11 protein-coding genes are annotated in these 21,342 nt (G+C 39.0%); 5 read left to right on the top strand and 6 right to left on the bottom strand.

What is annotated here, in order from left to right; translation table 11 throughout:
- Positions 1-35: 35 nt before the first annotated feature.
- Together V6R21_RS15595 and V6R21_RS15590 are read right to left on the bottom strand one after the other, a co-directional pair.
- Positions 36-4,676 carry an MG2 domain-containing protein gene (locus V6R21_RS15595; protein WP_334244559.1) on the bottom strand — a complete coding sequence of 1,547 codons (4,641 nt, stop codon included), beginning with the start codon at positions 4,674-4,676 and terminating at the stop codon, positions 36-38.
- A gap of 12 nt (positions 4,677-4,688) precedes the next feature.
- Positions 4,689-7,502: a carboxypeptidase-like regulatory domain-containing protein gene (locus V6R21_RS15590; RefSeq protein ID WP_334244558.1), complete on the bottom strand. Its 2,814-nt coding sequence runs from the start codon at positions 7,500-7,502 to the stop codon at positions 4,689-4,691.
- Positions 7,503-8,097: 595 nt separating this feature from the next.
- Between V6R21_RS15590 and V6R21_RS15585 the strand changes: the two genes are divergently transcribed.
- The gene (locus tag V6R21_RS15585; RefSeq protein WP_334244557.1) at positions 8,098-8,310 is read left to right on the top strand and encodes a DUF4177 domain-containing protein; all 213 of its coding nucleotides are present in this window, start codon (positions 8,098-8,100) and stop codon (positions 8,308-8,310) included.
- 163 nt (positions 8,311-8,473) lie between these two features.
- Positions 8,474-9,655 carry a serine hydrolase domain-containing protein gene (locus V6R21_RS15580; RefSeq protein ID WP_334244556.1) on the top strand — a complete coding sequence of 394 codons (1,182 nt, stop codon included), beginning with the start codon at positions 8,474-8,476 and terminating at the stop codon, positions 9,653-9,655.
- A gap of 3 nt (positions 9,656-9,658) precedes the next feature.
- Here the strand turns inward: V6R21_RS15580 and V6R21_RS15575 are convergent, their stop codons facing one another.
- Positions 9,659-10,957: a PP2C family protein-serine/threonine phosphatase gene (locus tag V6R21_RS15575; RefSeq protein WP_334244555.1), complete on the bottom strand. Its 1,299-nt coding sequence runs from the start codon at positions 10,955-10,957 to the stop codon at positions 9,659-9,661.
- 383 nt (positions 10,958-11,340) lie between these two features.
- Here V6R21_RS15575 and V6R21_RS15570 point away from each other — a divergent pair, with 383 nt between their 5' ends.
- Together V6R21_RS15570 and V6R21_RS15565 are read left to right on the top strand one after the other, a co-directional pair.
- Entirely contained in the window at positions 11,341-12,444 is a 1,104-nt protein-coding gene (locus tag V6R21_RS15570; RefSeq protein WP_334244554.1) for a sensor histidine kinase, read from the top strand.
- 162 nt (positions 12,445-12,606) lie between these two features.
- A complete protein-coding gene (locus tag V6R21_RS15565) occupies positions 12,607-14,457 on the top strand; it encodes a 7TM-DISM domain-containing protein (protein ID WP_334244553.1) in 1,851 nt (616 codons plus the stop codon).
- Between the two features lie 408 nt (positions 14,458-14,865).
- Here the strand turns inward: V6R21_RS15565 and V6R21_RS15560 are convergent, their stop codons facing one another.
- The 3 genes from V6R21_RS15560 to V6R21_RS15550 form a co-directional block, all read right to left on the bottom strand.
- Positions 14,866-16,239: an exonuclease domain-containing protein gene (locus V6R21_RS15560; RefSeq protein ID WP_334244552.1), complete on the bottom strand. Its 1,374-nt coding sequence runs from the start codon at positions 16,237-16,239 to the stop codon at positions 14,866-14,868.
- Positions 16,240-16,517: 278 nt separating this feature from the next.
- On the bottom strand, positions 16,518-17,876 hold the full coding sequence (locus V6R21_RS15555; protein ID WP_334244551.1) for an MATE family efflux transporter: 1,359 nt from the start codon (positions 17,874-17,876) through the stop codon (positions 16,518-16,520).
- A 366-nt stretch (positions 17,877-18,242) separates the two neighbouring features.
- Positions 18,243-19,520 carry a sterol desaturase family protein gene (locus V6R21_RS15550; RefSeq protein ID WP_334244550.1) on the bottom strand — a complete coding sequence of 426 codons (1,278 nt, stop codon included), beginning with the start codon at positions 19,518-19,520 and terminating at the stop codon, positions 18,243-18,245.
- Positions 19,521-19,879: 359 nt separating this feature from the next.
- Between V6R21_RS15550 and V6R21_RS15545 the strand changes: the two genes are divergently transcribed.
- Positions 19,880-21,316, top strand: coding sequence for a carbohydrate porin (locus V6R21_RS15545; protein WP_334244549.1), 1,437 nt, complete (start codon positions 19,880-19,882; stop codon positions 21,314-21,316).
- The last annotated feature ends 26 nt before the right edge of the window (positions 21,317-21,342 follow it).

Genomic DNA, 21,342 nt, shown 5'->3' with positions numbered 1-21,342 from the left:
AGAGTTGACTGACGCTTTTTTCTTCTTAAAGAAAATCAATTTTCGTGAAGCATTTCCTGATCCTTAATATGTATTCGCTCCCCTGCCTGCCAATCCTTTAACTCATCTCGGTAATACACATAAGCACAACTCGCAGGTGCTTCAAAATGTCCTCCAATTTCAGCTCTTAGGTCAAGGTTAATTTCTCTAACTTCATTAGGAGACATACCTGTAAAATAGAAAACGATATAATTCTCAAAAATCTCCACAAAGTCTGCCTTGTTTTTCTCTTCCAGTTCTTTCAGTTGCCAAGGTTGAATGGAAAGTCCTGAAGGAATTCCCACTTTCGCTACAACCATTGGTAATCCAAAACTTTTCTTATTTGTAATTACAGCAGACAAACGGCTGGTATTACCAACAAGCGAATTACCTTCCAATTCGGTTTTTAAGCTTACCTCACAGGACTCATTGGATTGTGGCGTTCTGGTATTCCAACGGCTATCAAAAGCATAACGAAGCGAATCTATTCCCTTTAATTCAATCCGAATATCCTGCTTACCTGATTTAGTATAAAAAGCTTCCAATTCACTCAATACAAGGTTTCCTCCCCTTTTGGCTGCAATTGCTTTTGTCAGTACTTGCCGATCATTGATATACACAATCATTTCACCTTCCTGAGCCGATTGGGTTGTATACTTACTGTATTCAGTCAAAAACTCTAATGCCAGTATTGTAGATTGTGTAGCACCATAGCGTCCAAATGTTCTATTCTTAAGCAGATAATCCGCTACGTTAGCTATCTCAGGCATATAATGGTCAGCCTGACGAAGCATAGCCAATCCTCCCAACGCTGCTATTTCAATCTGTAAGCTTTTACCTCCACTTTGTGTTATAGACACTCCTGAGAGGCTATCCAGTCCCACCTTTTTGACTGATTCAAGGTATTTATGCATCATAGCATGCCCATCCTGAGTTTTGCCTAACAGAAAAGCTGCATTTGCCATCAGTGCCATTCTGTAAGCATCATCATCCTCAAACGCTTTCTTATAATTATATACATACTCTTTTTCAATTCCTGTCTCACCAATACGTGCCATCACATAAACGATATAAGCATTGGTGGTTTCAGTAGTTGCCCTGCCAAAATGATCATATTTACCTTTTGCTTGTTTAAAGCTCCCTTTGCCATCCTTGCGGCTCAGCAGCCATTCTTTTGTTCTGTCAATCATTGACTGATCTACCCCATGATAGAATGGTTGCATCTCGGTAAATTCCAATAATCCATAAGCTGTAAGGGCTTCATGAGGAGGTGTATGCCCAAACCATTCAAAACCTCCTTGATTCGTTTCGTAAGCAATTAATCTATTGTATCCATTCTTAATATATTGAAGGGCTTTCTTCTTTACATCCGGGTCATCATAACCTGTCTGTTCCATCAGTCGAAGTGCCATCAGGTTAGGGTAAGTAGCGGATGACACTTGCTCAAAACATCCGTATGGTTCCCTGATAATGGCAGCAACACCATCCATCAGCTGATCCGTCATATTACCAAAAATGGTAATGTTTCCTTCAGGTGTATGCTTAACCGGATCATTCAGGTCAAACTGGAAATGAACATTAGGTTCACTGCTGTTGTATGAAACGATACTTGGAAATCCCTTTGGCTTTACCTCAATTGGTTGTCTGACAACATCTGAAAAACCTAAGCCTTTTAGTGACACAACCAATTCTCCTTTTATCGGGGAAGTAGCTACAGCCTTATAAATCACTTTTTTGGTTTCATTTGGCTCAATCTTATGAATATATTCAGGATCTCCCAATAAGGTAAGAGGGCTGTCTACATTCAGTACACCTGTAATCACCTTCTCTGTATTATTCTTTAAAAAAAGAGGAAGGTAAACCGTATCTTCCATTGTCAAATAAGCCGGCATTTTCATATCTAATCCAATTGGCATTTGTGAAGAGAAGGTATGGCTTTGTCTCCCTACATTACCATAAGCTCCAATACCTTCAGCTATAGCACGGAAAGTGGTCACTGCATCTGAATTATAAAACTTCACTTCAGCTGTTCCTTCATTTCCTGTTTTAAGGTTAGGTATCCACATGATCGTTTCGCGAAAATCCGTACGCTCAGGGGGTGTATCCGTTTTAGTGTATTTAGGCATGTAAAATTCCTTTACTGCACTCAGTTTTCTGCCGGCCTTCATATAAGCTAGTGCATAACGGGTTCCAACCTTAATATTCCTGCCATACAGCTCATTTTTAGTATTGATAATGATGACACCGCCAACCGCTCTACTTCCATACAATGCAGTCGCTTCTCCACCCTTGATGACTGACACAGAATTAATCTCATCTGGTGAAATTCCATACAACTGATTTGATGCGACAGGCAGACCATCCACTACATATAATGGTTCATTTTGAAATCCTACTGTACTTGATCCTCTCACTCGGATAATAGATGCATTACCAGCTTGTGTGATACTAACACCCGCTACTTGTCCTTGTACAACTGAACCTACATCTTGTATGTTACCATTCAGGTCATCTGCCATAACCTCGACAACACAATTTGTTAAACCTTTCTTTCTTTGTGTACCATAGCCGATCACTATCACCTCTTCAAGGTTGGAAACATCTTCCTGCATCTGCAAAGCAGGCATTGCCATTACCTTATTCTCAGCAGCAACTTTATCTAGTTCGGCTTGTGGCTCGTCTGCCATTTCTTTTTTGGTGATAAGAATTTGTTGAGGTAAAGCTTGTTCAATCTCAAGTTTAGAGTTTAGTTCCTCTATCTCCTCCACAATTCCCTCCTCTGTCAGTTTAATCATGACATCTTGTTCCTTAACCCCTTTAGGTAACTCAGCCAGAATATTGATATCAAGAGAAGGGTTAACACCCACAAACATAAACCGTCCTTGCTTATCTGTTGAGATTTTCAGTGTCCGCCTTTTGCCACCCATTTCAAATAGCTGAACGGTTGTTTCAAGTGGCTTTTGGGACTTTGTATTAATCACCTGCCCTGCCACAACTCCTTCCTTTTCTGCCGAATACTTGAATTCGTGCTTTTCATCTAGTATATCATCCCAAGTATACCTTCTCCATCCATGCGTAAGCATTACGTATTCCAGTGCCTTTTCAGCTTTAGGTTCTTTTGGATCAAAATAGAATGAAGGTTCTTCTATATCCCCTTTCAGTTCACTTCCCATCAGAAGCCATGAAAGAATATTGTGTTGTTTATCATCCGCTACTGTAAGAAGTTTATCATCTACTACAGCCAATGACAAGGATGCAGGAATCGGTTTGCCTGTTGCATCAGTAGTCTTGACTTTCAAGGTGATTTCTTCACGAGGGGCATATTGTGCCTTGTCCGTCTCCATAGAGATTTGAAGCTGACCATCTCCCTTATTGAAATACAGACGTTCTGCTTGAGGTTTACCATCTTTCTCCAATAGTGTAACCTGCAATACACCGGTTGGCATTTGTTTCAATAGCACATATGCTTCATTCTCCCCTTTATTTGCCTGATAGGTTTCTGAATGACAAATTAAGCCTGCATGCCTGACCAAGAGATGTACATCCGTATCAGAAGGGCTATGATATACTACCTTTAGTGTTTGTTTCTCTCCTTGCTTGACTGCCAGACTAAAACCTTCATCCATCACAGAAGGCATTGTATATTTCTTGTTGATGCCTTTTGGCTGTGTAATCTTGGCATAATAGTCTTCCCCTTCTTTAGGCAACCACTCAAAAGCCCCCATTCCCTGATGAAAACTTTCGAAGCTTGTCAGGACATTCCCCTCACCATCCATCAGGACACCTTTGATGTCAGCCGGTTTACCAAACTCATTCAGTGCCTTAAAGGCTACTTTCCCTTTTACACCTGCCACAGCATTGCCACCTTCAGGGAAAAACTGCAAGTCAATATCATTCAATACAATCGGGATAGAACGTGATATGGCTTCTACACTTCCCTCAAAACCTATTTGCGCATTCAATAAACCATCATTGGTAGTCAAGTCAGTCGGTAACCTGAATGTTAGTTTAACCTTTCCCTCCTTATTGGTCATTGCAGTCTGCTTTGCTTGCGGCTCCCCGTTAAGCTGGTAAGTAAAGGAAACCTCTGTATTGGCTAATGGTAAATCATTCAGTGTTCTGATATCAAGATCAGCTGCTACTTCATCCCCAGCACCATAAACTTCACGCTCAAAGTCCAGTTTCATCAGCAGTCTCGGTTTTACAATCTTGATCACTTGCAGCTCTTTGGTGTATTGATCCCTGTCTTCAAAGTTTTTCATCCAAAGGGTATAAGCTTTTACCTTGTAATTACCACCCACTTCATTTTCCCTTAAATCAAAGTTGCCTTCAAAACGTCCTTGCACTACCTGAAGTGTCAGCTTTTTACTTACATTCCCTTTTGGATCTAACAAGTCAACGTACACTATATCGCTGATATCTGAAGCATGCAGATCTGAGCCTTTCCTTAGATACCCCGAGAGCCAAATGGTTTCACCCGGCTTATAGATAGGCTTATCCAGTTGCAGATACACTTTCTCCTGTGGTAACTTCTCATTATACCGAGAGATGGTATCTTTTATGTCTTGTAAAGTGTATTGCTTGATGATGGGTACTGCTGATAGTAGCAGCAGACTAGATAGCAATATTGCAGTGCTTAGTTTTTGTAATAGGTTCATTGGTTTTTGGATTTATAGCGTAAATGAAAGCTTAAACTGGATAGTACGCATTGATGGGGTATTAAAATAGTCTATTCCCATTCCTGATGGTTGTCCCAAAAGTGATGTTTGAGGGTCTACGCCTGTATAAGGTGTCCAAAGCAATAGGTTCTCTCCTACTACAGATACTTTCCATGCTCTTATCAGTTTATCATCAGACTTATTTGTAATGGAATAACCTAATGAGAGTGATTGAAGTCGAACCCAGCTTCCATCCTCAATACCTGCCTCACCTACACCTTCAGGTCCGTAACGTACCCAACGGTTACCCTCCAATCCATTGGCAGGATCAGCAAAGTCTACAGCCATCTGGTTGGGTTCACCAGTTTGTGTGACACCATCAAAAACATATCCTGTGACTTCGCGTTGCTCCCCTGTACTGGCAGACCTCCCCAAATAATCCAGCATCTGCCTTGTACCATTCCAAACATCTCCTCCATGCTTGAAGTCCCAAATCATATTGAATTGCCATTTTCGATAGGTTAAAGACGTGGCTGACTGTATCACCCAATCTGGATTTGGATCACCGATAATTCCCACCTGATCACTTTCCATAGTAAAACCTTCACTGTCTATCACCAGATTTCCAAATGCGTCCTTTTCAAATCGTGTACCTACCAGTACACCCAAAGGTTGCCCCTCCACGATATACTTACCGATATTGGTAAACCCTGCCAGTTGTTGCCTTCCTGATGGGTTATAAACTTCAGAAACCTTTGTCCGTGCACGCTCCCAGGAGACTTTTTGCTTCAGTTTAAAATTCTCTTTATAGTTGAAATTTCCCGCAAACTCCAAAGAAACCTCCCAACCCTTATTCTGATAAGCGCCTACATTTTCATACTGTAACAGCTGCTCTTCAGACACAACAGGTGCCAACATATTTTCTACCTGATAATGGTAATTGGAAGCTTCCATAGTCAAAGACACAGCACCTAAACGCACAAAAGAACGGAAGTTCAAATCAAACTTACCATACTGTTCAGGCTGAAGCCCATTCGCTCTCCCCACTTCCTGAGTTGGATAATAAGTATTCCAATCCTGACTGCTATAGGTCATACTATTGGCATAAAGTGGATTTGCCTCTAAAGCCCATTCCTGATAAGATCGATAATACCCCAAAGAAACCTCGAAAAAGTCTGGGCTTGAAAATGGGTCTACATACAATCCTGCTAGTTCATCCAGGATATACAATGGATGTATAGTCGCCTTTGCATAAGGTGCCCAAGGTTTCCACTTCCCTCCTGAAAATGTATTGGAATGGTAAAAAGTATTACCCAAACTTAGTTGGATATCAAGGTAATCCCATCTCAATTCATTTCCCCATTTTAGGGAAGAGGACTTCCGCTCCACATAATCACTGTAAGCCCTACTCTCTGATATATTTTGCACCCCGTAATCCCGAAGACTGGACTCAAACAGATAATGGAGAAGTGTTTCATAATGAAATTCACGATAATAATCCGTAAACTCTTTGGAAATCCCACCATCAGCATTCCAGTACTGGAAATCCAAATTCCGAGAAATATCGTCCGTTCTGGCAAATGAATTCACATCATAACGCTGATCCTGCCACCTACGCTGATAGGTAGAATTAAGCATAAACTTCCATTTCTCAAGATGATATGACAATCCAAGCCCTGCCATATGTGAGTTATACTTCTGCAAACTGAGGTCATCTTCCATCATTGAATAGGGGTTTCTACTCCATCCTGCTGCATAGGTTCTATATGGTTGTACAGACCGAACATTCTCATCTTTGTTATGAAAAGTAGGTGGTGTGGTAATCAAGTTAAAAAGCAGTTGCTGATAATTACCATTCATTGGAAACCATTTGTCTCTCTTTTGACCATAATAGTAATTGAAATCTGCTTCAAAAGCTCTTTTCCTAATTCCCAAGTCAAAGGATAAATTATCATTTGTACGCTCTGAAGGCTTTATAATCCCATCTATCGACTCATGACTATAACTACTCTTATAATTCAGTATTCCTGCTTTACCATTTAGGGCTAAATAATGACGGTGAGAAAAAGAAGGTTTGAAAAGATCGTAAGGATCATAAGTCTTGGCATTACCTCCTGTTCCAACAGATTCCAAACTACCATTGACATCATAAGGGTATGAACTACCATCATATCGTAACTGACTTACCCTTGGTCCCCAGCTGAACATTTCTTGCTGGTCTCCGCCCTTCCATTGATAAGAGCCTTCATTAGGGCTACCCTGAGCAAAACTATCCTGTAATTTAGGAGCCTTTCCTATCCACCCGACCTTTGTACTCAATCGGTACTGAAGTGTTGGTATAGTATACTCCTCTTTCCTTTTAAATGTGTATTTACCTTTATGCTGTTTGTATTTAACTTCGTAATTAGATAGTGCATAACGATTAAAAATATTATAGTAATCAATCGGTACATAGGTCGGAGATGAGTCATCCAATACCCCAATCCCCTTTCCTGAAGATGCCGGAGATACTGAAGTCTTTTTTTGCTTTACAGTAGTGACAGTAGGTTTAACTATTTCTACAGGAGAATTACCAGGTACAACAAACTCTCTCGTTTTATACCCAACCAACGACACGACAATGGTTGCTCCAACAGGCGCTGTAAGCTTATAATGTCCCTCCATATCAGTAACAGTACCTATATTGGTTCCCTTTATAGAAAGTGAGGCTCCAGGCATAGGCTCACCATTGCTATCTAGCATTATACCCTCCAGTGTTCGGTCCTGTCCAAAAGCAGACAAAACTCCCATCAAAAGGAGACATAAAAAAGTAAGTGTTATTCTCATAAAAAATTCAGTTGTTTAATTGGTACAATAAAATAGCGAGAACCATTCAGAATTAAAAAAATACCGTACTGATAGGAAAAAAAATAACTATTAAGGATAGTATTCTGCAAAAAATCACATCCTATAAACTTTCACAAATGGTGGTAAAATAACTTAAATACTAACACTATACGACTGATTTCAGGAAACCCTGACTTGAAACAGCAGTTCAGCAATACTGTCACCCACAATTATTTCAGTTCTAATATGGAAAAAGGGCGGTTTATGTTGAGCTTCAAATATAAAATCAATAAGATAATTGAGAAGTCCTAAGATTAATTTTTAAAACAATTGTTTATTAACTCTCGTAAACTAAAGAGAATATTTTAACAAAATAAGCTTATGCAAAACCTAAAGACCTCTAAATATTTAATTTTGCTTATAGCAGGACTGCTAACTATAGTTTCTTCTCAAATATGTTCCCACTATTCTGAAATTTCAGACTTCAGCTACGGAATATTTATCGGAACAGGAAGCGGTATGATGATATTAGCCATTTACCAAAAAGTGAGGGCCCAGCTTGACTGATTAAAATAGACTAAACTAAAACACAAACATGAAAAAATTTGAATACAAATTCGTGATGATAAGCATTGCTCACCTCAGTAAAAAAAGCTTCCGACTAGAACTTGATGAAGCTTTCCAAAAATGGGGCAATGATGGTTGGGAGCTGGTTAAAATGGAACCAATCCCTTCTGATCATATCATGTTTAGAGATTCTAAGACTGATGAATTTTTCACTGTTTTCAAAAGAGAAAAAGCTGAATAGATTTACAATACCATGTCAACTATCCCCTAATTTTATTAACCCATTTACCTCAAACAAAACTTTATTTTTCATTCCCCTTTATAGTAAGATGAAAAAAGTATTAATACCCTTATTTACCTTATCAATCCTATTTGGTTGCAGTGATACTGACAATAAACAAACCATGGATCAAACTGAAAAGCTAGTCCAACGTTTGGATGGCTCACAGATAACATATTCGAAGCTAGATCAAAAGGTTCAGGAACTTGTAGATACCGCTCATGTTTCTGGCTTTACACTAACCATCTTCAATCACGACACAACCATTTATCGAAAAGCATTTGGTTATGCTAACTATCAACAAAAAGATAGCCTGCATATCAATCAAGTCTTCTATGGTGCATCATTGAGCAAATCCGTTTTTGGATACCTTGTAGCACAACTTGCCAATGAAGGAATAATTGACTTGGATAAACCTTTACAGGACTATCTGGACACTCCTATTCCAGAGATGGAATTTGAAAAAGAATGGAGAGGTTTCAAAAACTTGGAAAACGATAAAAGGTATCAGAGAATCACAGGCAGAATGTGCCTTTCACATACCACTGGGCTTCCAAACTGGAGATGGATAAGTCGGACAGGTGTTTTCACCCCAGAAGGTGATATTCATTTTTACTTCGACCCAGGCACTCAATACAGCTATTCTGGTGAGGGAATGATGCTATTACAATATGTAATCGAAAAAATTACAGGAAAAGGACTTGAAGAATTAGCTAAAGAACGTGTCTTTAATCCATTGAACATGGATATGACCAGCTATTTGTGGCTACCACGTTTTGAAAATGAATATTGTAACGGTCATACAGTCAAGCAAGAAGTTATTAAAAAAGACATTCCTGATGAAGCGGCTTCTGCTGGATCAATGGAAACCACTCCTCTAGACTACTCAAAGTTTATGGAGCATATTCTTTCCTTGAAATCCAACGATTCTCCTATAACAAACCTGATGTTCAAGCCTAATATCAGTATTGATTCAAAACAACAATTTGGCAAACATTCAATAGAAAAAACTGATGAGAATAAGGATATAAAATTAAATTATGGATTGGGATGGGGAATACTCACAACCCCTTATGGAAACGGATATTTTAAAGAAGGCCATGGAGAAGGGTTTCAACATTATTCTATCATCTTCCCTGAAAAGAATATGGGAATTCTGCTAATGTCTAACAGTGACAATGCAGAAAGTATTTTCAAAGAAGTATTGGAGGTTGGAATTGGGGATATTTATACGCCTTGGTACTGGGAAAACTACATTCCTTACAATGACGAACCTGAAAGGTCTATAGCCAATAGCCATAATTAAAAATTATGAGCTGATTCTAAATCCAACGACCAAGACATCGTCTACCTGTTGTTCTTCACCTTTCCAATTTAAAAATGCTTTTTCAATGTTAGATTTCTGTAAATCCATAGGCAATTCTGCATTGTTATACAAAAGCGTTTTTAAGTTTTTGGAGAGGTACTTTTTCTTTAATGGTCCTCCAAACTGATCTTGGAATCCATCTGTAAAAAGAAAGCAGGTAGTCGGTTTTTCTAGTGAAATGGTGTGATTTTCAAATTCCAGATCTTCTCGATAAACATCGCCGATACTCTTTTTGACACCTCTTATGATTTGGTTTTTGCCATCTTGTACATAATGCAATGACAACCTAGCACCTGAAAAAGTCAAGGTCGACGTTGAAGTATCTATCACACAGATCGCCATGTCCATTCCGTCATGTGTTGTCAGTTCTCTTCCCTTATGAGATAATGTTTGGTTGACTCTCTCATGGACTATACTTAGCATCTCAGCAGGTGATAAAATCTTATCCACATTGACGACCTGATCCAAAAAAACATACCCTAATACTGACATAAATGCACCCGGTATCCCATGTCCGGTACAATCTGCTACAACTACAACCTTGGCAGAACCCTGCTGTGCCATCCAGTAAAAATCACCACTGACAATATCTTTAGGCTGATAAAAAATAAAGCTTTCAGGTAAAAGCGACTGGGTCTCACGTTGGTCAGGAAGTAGTGTATTTTGTATTCTCTCAGCATATCGAATGCTTTCAGTAATAGCGGCCAATGATTGGTCAATCTGAACTTTCTGCACTTCTAGAAGCTCTCGCTGCTTTTCCAACTTTAACCGTTTATATACCGAGGATTTATATGCTACCTGATGATTGTATCTCAATATGGCTACCACTACTATGATGATGAGCATGGCCATCATATACACCGTTACTCTCCAAACCCAAAAGGTTGTAATATCACTGTGAAATACAATCCATTCCTCCTTCATATGGCTAATAAGGTGCAAGGAAAAGGTTACTACATAAAAAAATACCATCCATGGCAAAAAGGTTTTCCACCTTACAATTGCCGCAAAAAGCAATGCAATCATCAGTTGGACATAAGGTACGACTCCCTTATGCCCATTATTTAACATAAATTGAATACAAACTGAACATGTCAGGTAGCCCACAAAGAGATAATTAAGCTTTTTGTTAGGCTTCTCTTTACTTGACATCAGGAAAATAGTTCCCAATACAATTATATCGAATACTGAAAAGTAAAATGAGAATGAAGACGTATAGCCCTTGTAGATAACAGAAGCCACAATACACCTAATAAAATCAACACTGAAGCATATCAAACATGAGAATCTGAATATTCTTTGTTCAAATTTTAAGAAAGTTATCATTTTGCTTGTGTATAGTATATGATTGATACCCACTACATAAACACAGATTCATCTTTAATCTCTCCATCTTGGCTATCTTATCTAAAAATCCCTACTCCACTACCCCAACAAAACTTCTACAAGCGTAATGATAGCCCCATTTATTTTTAGACAATTCACCTTACTCTCTAATTTCCTGATAGATTGATAGTTTAGGACTATACATGTTACTAACTTTCCAACTAGCATTTATTGAAATTACTAACACAAAAACTAGCTAAAGGCTTATTCCAAGCCAGAATAAACTAACAAACATGGAAATGAAAAGTGAAGAGTTTGAACATAAAGTTCTTGAACTTTCTGTCAATGGTATATATGTGTATGATATGATAAAAGGAGGTTATGTCTATATTAATAAGCAGTTCACCAAAATGACAGGTTATGCTATTGAAGAGATCAATAGCATCTTAGATGAAAGTTTCATAAAACTATTTCATCCTGATGAAAAGGAATCCGTGATAAAGCATTATGAAAAAGTAGCCAATTCAAAAATTGGAGATATTATAGAAACAGAGTATAGAATAAAAAAAGCTGATGGTTCTTGGATGTGGTGCCTTAGCAGAGATGGAATTTTTGAGGTAAACAAAAGTCAAAAAGCCACTAAAATTATAGGAACGTTTATTGACATTTCTGAAAGGAAAGTAACGGAAAAAAAGTGGACTGAAAACAATAAGAAGTTAAAACAAATAAATAAGGAGTTAGACCAGTTTGCCTCAATTGCAAGCCATGACTTACAAGGTCCTCTCAATACAATCATTACACTTGTTGATCTGATGATCAATACCTACAGTGACTGGCTTGATGCGGAAGGTCTTAAAACTCTAAATTACATATTTGAGATATCTGCCCGCATGAGTCATCAGATAAAATCATTGCTGAATTACAGCCGGATAGGTACTCAGAGAAAATTGACCATGGTTGACTGCCATCAATTGGTTAAAGACATTGAGCATGATTTAATCAGCTCAATTAATAAAACCGGCGCAATTATCAGACTTGGAAAATTGCCTAAAATCAATGCTTACCAAATTGAGATGCGCTTACTTTTTCAAAACCTGGTTGAAAATGCCATTAAATACCGAAAACCCAACACAGCACCAAGGATATATATTACATCCACCAAGGACGGTAATCTTTGGAAGTTCTTAGTTGAGGACAATGGTATTGGTATTGATGAAAATGACAAGGCTATTATTTTCAATATGTTTGAGCGACCACAGCACAAGCAAAAATATGAAGGTAACGGTATAGGGCTTGCTCATTGCCAAAAAATTATCGAACTGCATGGCGGTCATATCTGGGTGGATTCCAAACAAGGAGAAGGCAGCATTTTTTATTTTACCATACCACTCCTTCAAGTTTAAGATATATTCTGTAAAATATTCCATACCATCAACATTGATCATTTCATTTTCCGATTGCTGGAACTATTTTCTTGTACACTTATGTATTCGATAAAAGTTCGATAAAGTCCGCAGCTATTATTCAGTAACAGGAAAATGAAATTTGTAAAACTGCTTTACTGTATGATTTTTATGTCAGTGTATCTGCTCGCTGAAGCCAAAGGAGCAGATACCTTACATATCAGTACCGTTAAATACGGTGAAGCAATTCCTGCTGCAGTAATTTCAACTTTCCCAGATCCTCAATCCCAGTTTGGTATATCTGATGTTCTTAAAATACAACCTCAGTCTTGGCAATCCCTAAAGCCATACATGCCACAAGCAGCTGTATGGTATAAACTTATTATCCATGCTGATGACAATATCCCCGAGCAACTATTGCTCAATATTGATGCACGAAGTATCAGAGAACTTCAGATGTACTTAATATTGAAAGGTAAACCACATTACCTTGGTACATCAGGAATTGATTTACCTTTCTGGATGAAAAACTTTAGGCAACCTGACTACCTATTCCCTATCCCTCGAAATCAGGAATCGGTTATTTTCTATTTCAGGACGAAACAAGGCTCTGTCAATGCAAAGAGTATCTCTATTCAAAAGCTACCAAACACCTTCTTCCTATTTGGCAGAAATAGCTATCATGCAGGACTGTTTTATGGTATTCTCCTTTCTGTATTGCTCATTACCTCTATTCTTCATATCACGCTTTTCAAAAAAGAATACTGGTCTCTCAGTTTTTTGGTCCTTGGCTTAATATTGATGGGACTTTCCCAAGACCTTACAGGCTCGGTGTTCTGGTGGGATGATACCCCTGCTTGGCATACAGTCATCGAAACCTTTGCACCTGTCCTGATATTATTCTTTCCATTGGTATATTATTACGCCAATAAGCGACATATCCTAAAGTCTGGAGACAAGCCAATCATCTGGCAAAGGATTAAGTCTTCCTATATTTCTGTACTGATTTGGGGGTTTACAGCAATCAATTTAGCCTTTTGGCTCTACGCAATGATGGCAGGAAGCTCTCTATGGGGATCACCATTCTACGGATTACCTTTTATTGTTCTGCTGATTGGTGCATTCAAGTCACAACCACGTCAGGCTATCTCACTTCTACGAATTATCGGTTTGTTGACATTGTTCCTTGCCATTCTGATGGTCAACATCTCTTATTTCACTGAACATGCCAGACTTCCTTCCAACCAATGTTCTCTTTATTATTTCTTTGCAGGATTAAGTCCCATTCTATTGCTGCTATCGGAAGTGAAACTATATACAAGAGCCATCAGTTTAAACTTCAGAAAAGAAACCAGAGCAAAAGAAACTGCTGAAAGCAGACTGAAAGAGCTGGAAAAAAGAGTCGAAATGGATCGACTAGAAAAGCAAGAACTAAGGCTTATGCTAGTTAAGCAGCAGAAAGAACTCCGGAGCAGTACGGCCTTACTGACAGAACAAGCCAATAAAATCATAGAACTGGAAGCTGCTTTGGCTGCCAAAACTGAAACCCCTAAGGCAGAAGAACCCAAACTGGATGATGATTACAAAAGGCAAGTTGCTTTTGATGAATTTGAGCGGGTTTTCTCTGACGATAATAAATGCTACCAGTATCTGGAGCAGATCAAATGGCGCAACGAATTTGAATGTAAGAAATGTGGAAACGAGAAGTATTCCTCAGGTACAGGACCATTGGCAAGGCGTTGCACAAAATGTGGCTATAATGAAACTACCACAACAGGGACTCTATTTCACAGATTGCACTTCCCTATCCAAAAAGCCTTCTTGATGGCATTCCTTATTTACACAAAGAAGGGAAACATTACATCTCAAGAGTTGGCTGACAGGTTTGAAATAGGTAAAAATACTTGTTGGAAATTCAGTCGGAAGGTTAAAGATGCTATGGAAAAAGTAAAAGAGCGTAAACTCTCCGCACAGCAAAAATGGGAAGCTATTATGCTGGAAGATATCAGTTGATACAAGCTAAACACATCAAACCCTATAAGACATAAAAATGCCGAAGAGTATAACCCTCCGGCATTTTATAAAAGCGAACAAACAAGAGTAGATAATTGACGTCAGTTAGATTTTTTCAAATCATCAGATTGCTTTCACAAACAACAAATTTAGATTTCTATATAGCTTTGTCGCACTATAAAGAATAGCGTTGGTAGCAACACAGAATAATTATCTTTAAATAGCTAGAATATGATTCTTTAAGTAAGTTACTTAAACTCATGAAGAATAAAATATTGATTCAATGAATCATAACTGCAAACCTTACATGAAGGAACTTTTTTATGAAGGCTTTTTAAGTCAGTTTAAAGCATAAAAAAACGGACACAATCTACTGTTGTGTCCGTCTATATTTAGATGCTTTGGATACTAATATTGTATCTGCTTTTCTAGCTTCTTTTTCCTTAGATATCCCCTGATAATCTTGTTGACATCCTTGTTGTCTTTGTATGGTTTGATCACTGCTTTCAGCTCATCAATTTTAGAAACGCCTCCGTTCACTTCGATATAACCGAAACCTTTATACATCCCATTTTCAATCTGTACAACAGCACGTTCTTCAGCATGTCTACCTTCATCAATCAGCATAACGTTAGATACCCCATAACTGAAAATCTGTGAAGCCTTCTCCGCTCGTTGGTTATAACTCTCCACAGACTCTTCCTGTACACATGCTCCTTTACATTGCTTTATCTGATACTGGAAACAAGATTTCTCTGCCTTATACAGTCCACACAACTTTTGACACAAGTTAAACCGCTCACTCATTTTCTCTAGCAATCTGGTGCCTTCCTGTCTAGAAAAAGCTGTTGTAACAGGATGGTCCCCCATCTCAATCGGTGCTACCTGAAAGTTGATATACCCTTTGTCATCAAGAGCCTTGTAGATGCCAAAATGGATTTTTGTCTTGCGCTGTGCCCGATTATACCTTGGTTGGTGTTTCTTGATCTCATCAGACTCCAATAGTAGAGCAATCAACTCACTTCCTGTCAGTACAAAGTCAATGTTCCTGACACCCCTAGCCATGCGTTGCGCACGTTGAGTTGATGTATTAGATAAGTGTTGAAGAATCCGCTTCCTGATATTTTTACTTTTACCAATGTATATGAGTTCTTCATTCTCATCATAGAGGTAATAAACCCCTGTTTCATCAGGCAACTGGTCTATGACCTCTCTTTTGATGTTTGCATGGATCTTCGCATTGTACAGATCGTAACGCATTACTTCATCCATTACGGCTTGTACATACTCTTTCTCCAGCATCATCTCAAAGAGCTTGACTGTTGCTTCAGCATCGCCATAAGCCCTATGCCTGCCATTTAGGTCAATACCCAACTCCTTACAAAGTTTTCCCAAACTGTATGACTGACAATTTGGAATAAGCCTTCTTGACATTTCCACAGAACAGAGCGTATTTTTTCTGTACTTATATCCTAGCTGCTGAAATTCCTGCTTGATAAAGCTGTAGTCAAACTCACTGTTGTGCGCCACAATCACGCAGTCTTCAGTGACCTCTACAATCTTTTTGGCTATTTCATAAAACTTTGGAGCATCCTTGACCATCTTATTGGAAATACCTGTCAGGGATGTGATAAACGGTGGGATATCACATTCAGGATTTACCAAAGACGTAAACTCATCTATAACTTTCTCACCATCGTGAACAAACAGCGCAATTTCAGTAATCTTGCCTGTTTTGGCGTTCCCTCCGGTAGTCTCTATATCTACTATTGCATACTTCATGATTCTGCGAATTTACATACTTACTTCTGTAAATCCTTTTCTGTTGATTCTCTTTAATATTATTCTCATAAAAATTATCAAAATAACATTTTGAATCTGCTGTTTAAACGGCTAAACAACAATGGGTAAACTCTAAAATCCTTTCTAGTAAAAAATTTCACAATAAAATTAGTGTGACAATTTCGTCACTCCCTGATCATATTGATATTGTCCAACTCCTAAAAGTTTATCCTCATTTTATAAACACAAAAGGCACCCATTTTTGAGTGCCTTTGTACTTAAAGTTGATATTGTGCCACTGTTTTCTTCCTTTTTTCCTTCAAAACGAACAAAAACCTAAAGATAAACAGGGTTGAGCAGATGGTTAGCCCTATCGGAAACCCATACCAGATTCCTATCTCTCCTACTCCCAATTGGAAAGTCATCAGATACCCTGCCGGAAGACTGATGATAAAGTAAGAGATAAATGTAATCACAGCAGGTATTTTCACATCGGACATTGCCCTCAGCATAGATGCTAGTATTATCTGCATGGCATCCGGCAACTGATATGCTGCCAACACCAACATAAAACTACTAGCCAACATAATAACCGAATGGTCATCCGTATATAAAGTAGGTAACCAATTGCTTGTTATCAGGAAGAAAGATGCCAGTATCAGTACCAAACCCATTGTGATATGTATAGAAGCAATGGAGGCATCTTTTATCCCTTCAAAATCGAGCTTCCCTCTCAAGAAACTGATACGGATGGTAGTAGCTGCTCCAATCCCCTGATAAATCATAAACCCTAAAGTGGAGATACTGATAGCTACCTGATGTGCTGCAAGCCCTACTGCTCCTGTCCAGCCCATCATCACTGTACTCAGCCCAAATGCAGAAGCTTCCATCACGGTTTGTGCTCCCAATGGTATACCCATTTTTGCCATTTCCTTCAACTCACTTACGATTACTTGAGCTTGTTTAAATGGCGTAACAAACACTTTCATGTGATTGCGGTAGACAAAACAGCCTATGGCACCTACCATCATCGTAATCCTTGCCATAACAGTCCCTATCCCTGCACCCATCAATCCCATTTCTGGCATACCAAGGTAACCGTTGATAAAGATATAATTACCAATCACGTTGACCACATTCGCAACCAGCATGACTACCATAGAAGTACGGGTATCTCCTATCCCCTCAGCAAACTGCTTAAAGGTATAGAAAAGCATCATAGGCAATACTGTTGAGGTCAGGATTAGCAGATAGCTTCTGGATGCGGGGACAATTTCCATTGGCTGTCCCATTCTATCCATCATCAGAGAGGTCACCAATAGAAGTGAAATCATTCCCAAACCTACCAGCAAACTGCTGACCAGCCCATTTTTAAGCAAAAGACCAATTCGTTGGTGCTGTTGTTGCCCGAAAGCTTCTCCAATAAGTGGTGTGAAAATAAAGGAAAACCCCATCCCGAAAATAAGGGTCAGTCCGAAGATGGTGTTGGCAAAGGAGGCTGCTGCCAGTTCCTGTGTACCGACATGCCCGATCATCATATTGTCTACGATTCCGACCGAGATTTGCCCCATTTGGGCGAGTATCACTGGGATTCCCAATGATAGTGTTGACTTGTAATGTGAAAGAAGTCTCTTCATAAGTCATATTGTTTGAAATTGAACAAAGAATATGGCTATGAGACCTTTCCCTATGTGACAACTCCCCCTTAAGACTTTTTTCAGAGCCGCAGTCCCTTACTGTAAAAAATGGAATCAGATAATACTACAATAAAGCACGAGCAAAAGCACTGGACTATAAGGTGAATAGCAATCTAAGGTATCCACATTGTCACATGGTCGATAGCAAAATAGTTTGCCGGTTTTTTTCCCGCAAACCTCGCAATAAACACTTTTTAATCTGATTATGTTTGGTAATAAGTTCAAACAGTAAGAATTATTATTTCAAAAGAAAAGTCCCCACCAGTATCAAAACCGATCGGGACTTTTAGAAGATGTTATCAAAAGTCAGACTGCCAGCTTTTTAGTAGGCTGCTTGTCCTGTTTCAATTCTGTCAAGCTGAAATAAAGTGCACCAATTCCAGTCAGTGCAAAATATGATAACAGCACAAAATCAGCTTGAGGGAAAAGATCATTGATACCAAACCAGTCTCCATTTATGACAATAAATGCAACACCTCCAATGCCATAAAGCATCTGGGCTAGAAAGCCGTCCCATGTCTTGTCCATCATTGAAGTATACCCATAAACTGCTACAAACAAGAAAGCTCCATAATACAAAAGGTTTGGAAAACCGATTGCCCCAAAGTGGGCAAACATATGCAACAGCAATACAAAGCAAACAACGAACTGAAACCACGTCCATGCGATCAGTCCATTTGAGAGTTTTATGCCATATTTCTCGAAGTCGTGTGGATTCTGGATATAATGAACTGGGTATTTCTCATTTACATCTTCCGGTCTCCAGCCTGTAGGCATAAACCATATACGAAGTTTGTCCCAATAGCTTTTTGCTCTCCAAGCATCTTTGATCAACAGCCAAAAGTGTTGAAAGTTGATCTTGATAGGGTTCCAAGTACTCACAGGTCTTGTGATGCCATAGACGCAAGGTTCATCATCCAGCTCCTCCTGAAATGAACCAAACATTCTATCCCAAATGGAGAATATCTGTCCAAAGTTCTTATCCAGATAAACAGGGTTGATGGCATGGTGAACTCTATGCTGTGAAGGAGTCACAATAATATATTCCAGAAAGCCCATCTTACCGATATGTCTGGTATGGTACCAGAACTGAAGGAACAAATGCAATGGAGAGATGATGGCAATTACCTTTGGAGGAATACCCAACAGTGCTGCTGGCAACAGGAAAAGTGCATAATATCCAAAAACATTGGAAATTGTCTGTCGTAGGGCGCATGCCAGATTGAACTCTTCACTGCTATGGTGAATCAAGTGAACATTCCAAAAGTAGTTGACCTTATGGTTGACCCTATGCCATAAGTACCCTGCAAGATCAATAAAAATAAAGCCTAGAAGGTAAACAAGCCAGCTGCTTTCTACCTCTATCAGGGCCACTCGCCCGACGATCCATTCATAGGAAATGATTACAACGGTAAGTCCGAGTGTACTCTTCAGGATATTGGTAAATCCTGAGCTCAAACTTGAGACTGTATCCATTCCTTTAAAAGTCTGGTATTTTTTCACATAACCGTAAACGACCTCTATCAGCATCAGGACAACAAAGCCCGGTATCGCATACAATAAGGTTTTAGCGTAGGTTTCCATATTGGTTAGTTTAATAGATTGTATTGTTGATTGCCTGTTTCATGACCGATAAATATAAGAAGGTCACTGAATAGTTATATGCTTTTAATTAATATTTGTAAAAATAACAGTTAAAATAAAGTAATAATCACACGCTATTCCAATAGCAGTTGTTCATTCATTTTAATGTAAAGACTGAAGAGAACTCCTGTTATATCCCTTTTTTGATATACAATCCGCATTTTTTGGGTCAATTACCAACAATATCAACCGCTTATTAAATAGGATTAACTGTTTTAGCCATACTGAGTAGTGGTGTTTTGAATGTGATATTGTAAATTAATAAAGAACCTTATCACCACTTTTATCAACCCAACCACATGTACAAGAAAGCACTACTCTGCTTTTTCATATTCCTTACCTTTTATAGCCATTTATCTCAGGCGCAGATTCAGTATCAGCTAGTAAACAATAAAGCAATCGCTTTAGGCGGCTATGGTCGTGTCGGTTTTGGATGGAACTATGAAAACAATGGTTCCATTGGTCAAAAGCTGAACCTACTGAACATGGGCAGTATTGGAGGAAGAATGGAAGAGCAAGATTACCTTGAGCTTGTAAATGTCATAAAATTCAAGCCTAAAAATAATGATTCCACAGATATCCATGTCCAGACAAGATTTTCGGTCTACTCCCAAAGCCTAAACTTATTTGGCAACACCTCCAGTTCCAGTTTTCAAGGACTTACATTGGCAGTACCTGAAATATTTGTACTTGCCAGAGATATCAAAGGGTTGCCACTCAACGTATGGGTTGGTGCCAGACTCTACAGAGGTGAAGATGTCCATATTGCTGACCACTTCTATTTCAATGATCACTCAGGACAAGGTTTTGGAGTCGAATACAAAGACACAAGATTCACCACTATCTTTGTTTCCTCGACAGATACCGCCTCAACACTTCCGCCTTCATTCTTTATCAATATCCAGAGTGGAACACCCAGCTTGGCGTTAAGAGGGCGATTTGTATATGCTCTTGAACAAGACTTTCCTATCACTCCATACAGTACCGTAACAGGTCTTCTTGAATTCCAACACTTGGAAAATGCCAATGACCAAGACCTTGAAGTACTCCCTGACAGCATTAGAAAACTAGTCAATTATCCATCAGACAATGGCTGGGTATTGGGGGCCAGACTAAACAAAATACACAGCACACTACTGGATGGCTCTTATAGCAACCTTAGCTTACGGTATGGAAGTAGAATTGCCAATGGAGGCGATGGAGGAGTATCCAGAACATACCTAACGTTTGGAGCACCTGACCTTAACAGTCAAAAGTTCGAAGGTGCCTATTCATGGTCATTTGTAGCTCACTCGGTATTAAACCTTAACCCCAAACTGACCACAGCAGGATATATCATTTATACAAAAAGTAAAGGCGCTGCTAAAAGCAATGATATGGCTCCAACGTTCCTCGGACAAGAAGTCCTCAACAAAAAGGAAGACTTTACGATAGGCGGAAGAGCAACTCACTACCTGACTGACCTGTTCCATCTTTTTTGGGAGCTGCATTATAGCCAAAGGAAGGATGGTACCATAGACCCTGCCTCTGTTGTAAAGTTCAGTCTGGCACCTACAATTGCCCCGACACAGGAAAGAAGCCAATGGGCACGACCTCATTTGAGATTTGTCTTTTCATTGGCTCGCTATAATGATCAGGCCAAGGAAACACTCTACTCACCATACTTACAGTTTGCAGGAGAAAAAAGATGGGGGCATTACCTTGGTATCAAGGCAGAATGGTGGATGTGGGATTAAAAAATGGTCTGCATTGGATATACAGA

It is taken from the genome of Limibacter armeniacum, assembly GCF_036880985.1.
GTDB classification, from domain to species: Bacteria; Bacteroidota; Bacteroidia; order Cytophagales; family Flammeovirgaceae; genus Limibacter; species Limibacter armeniacum.
Note: the sequence above shows the minus strand (reverse complement) of the source record. Positions and strands in the feature narration are given on the sequence as shown.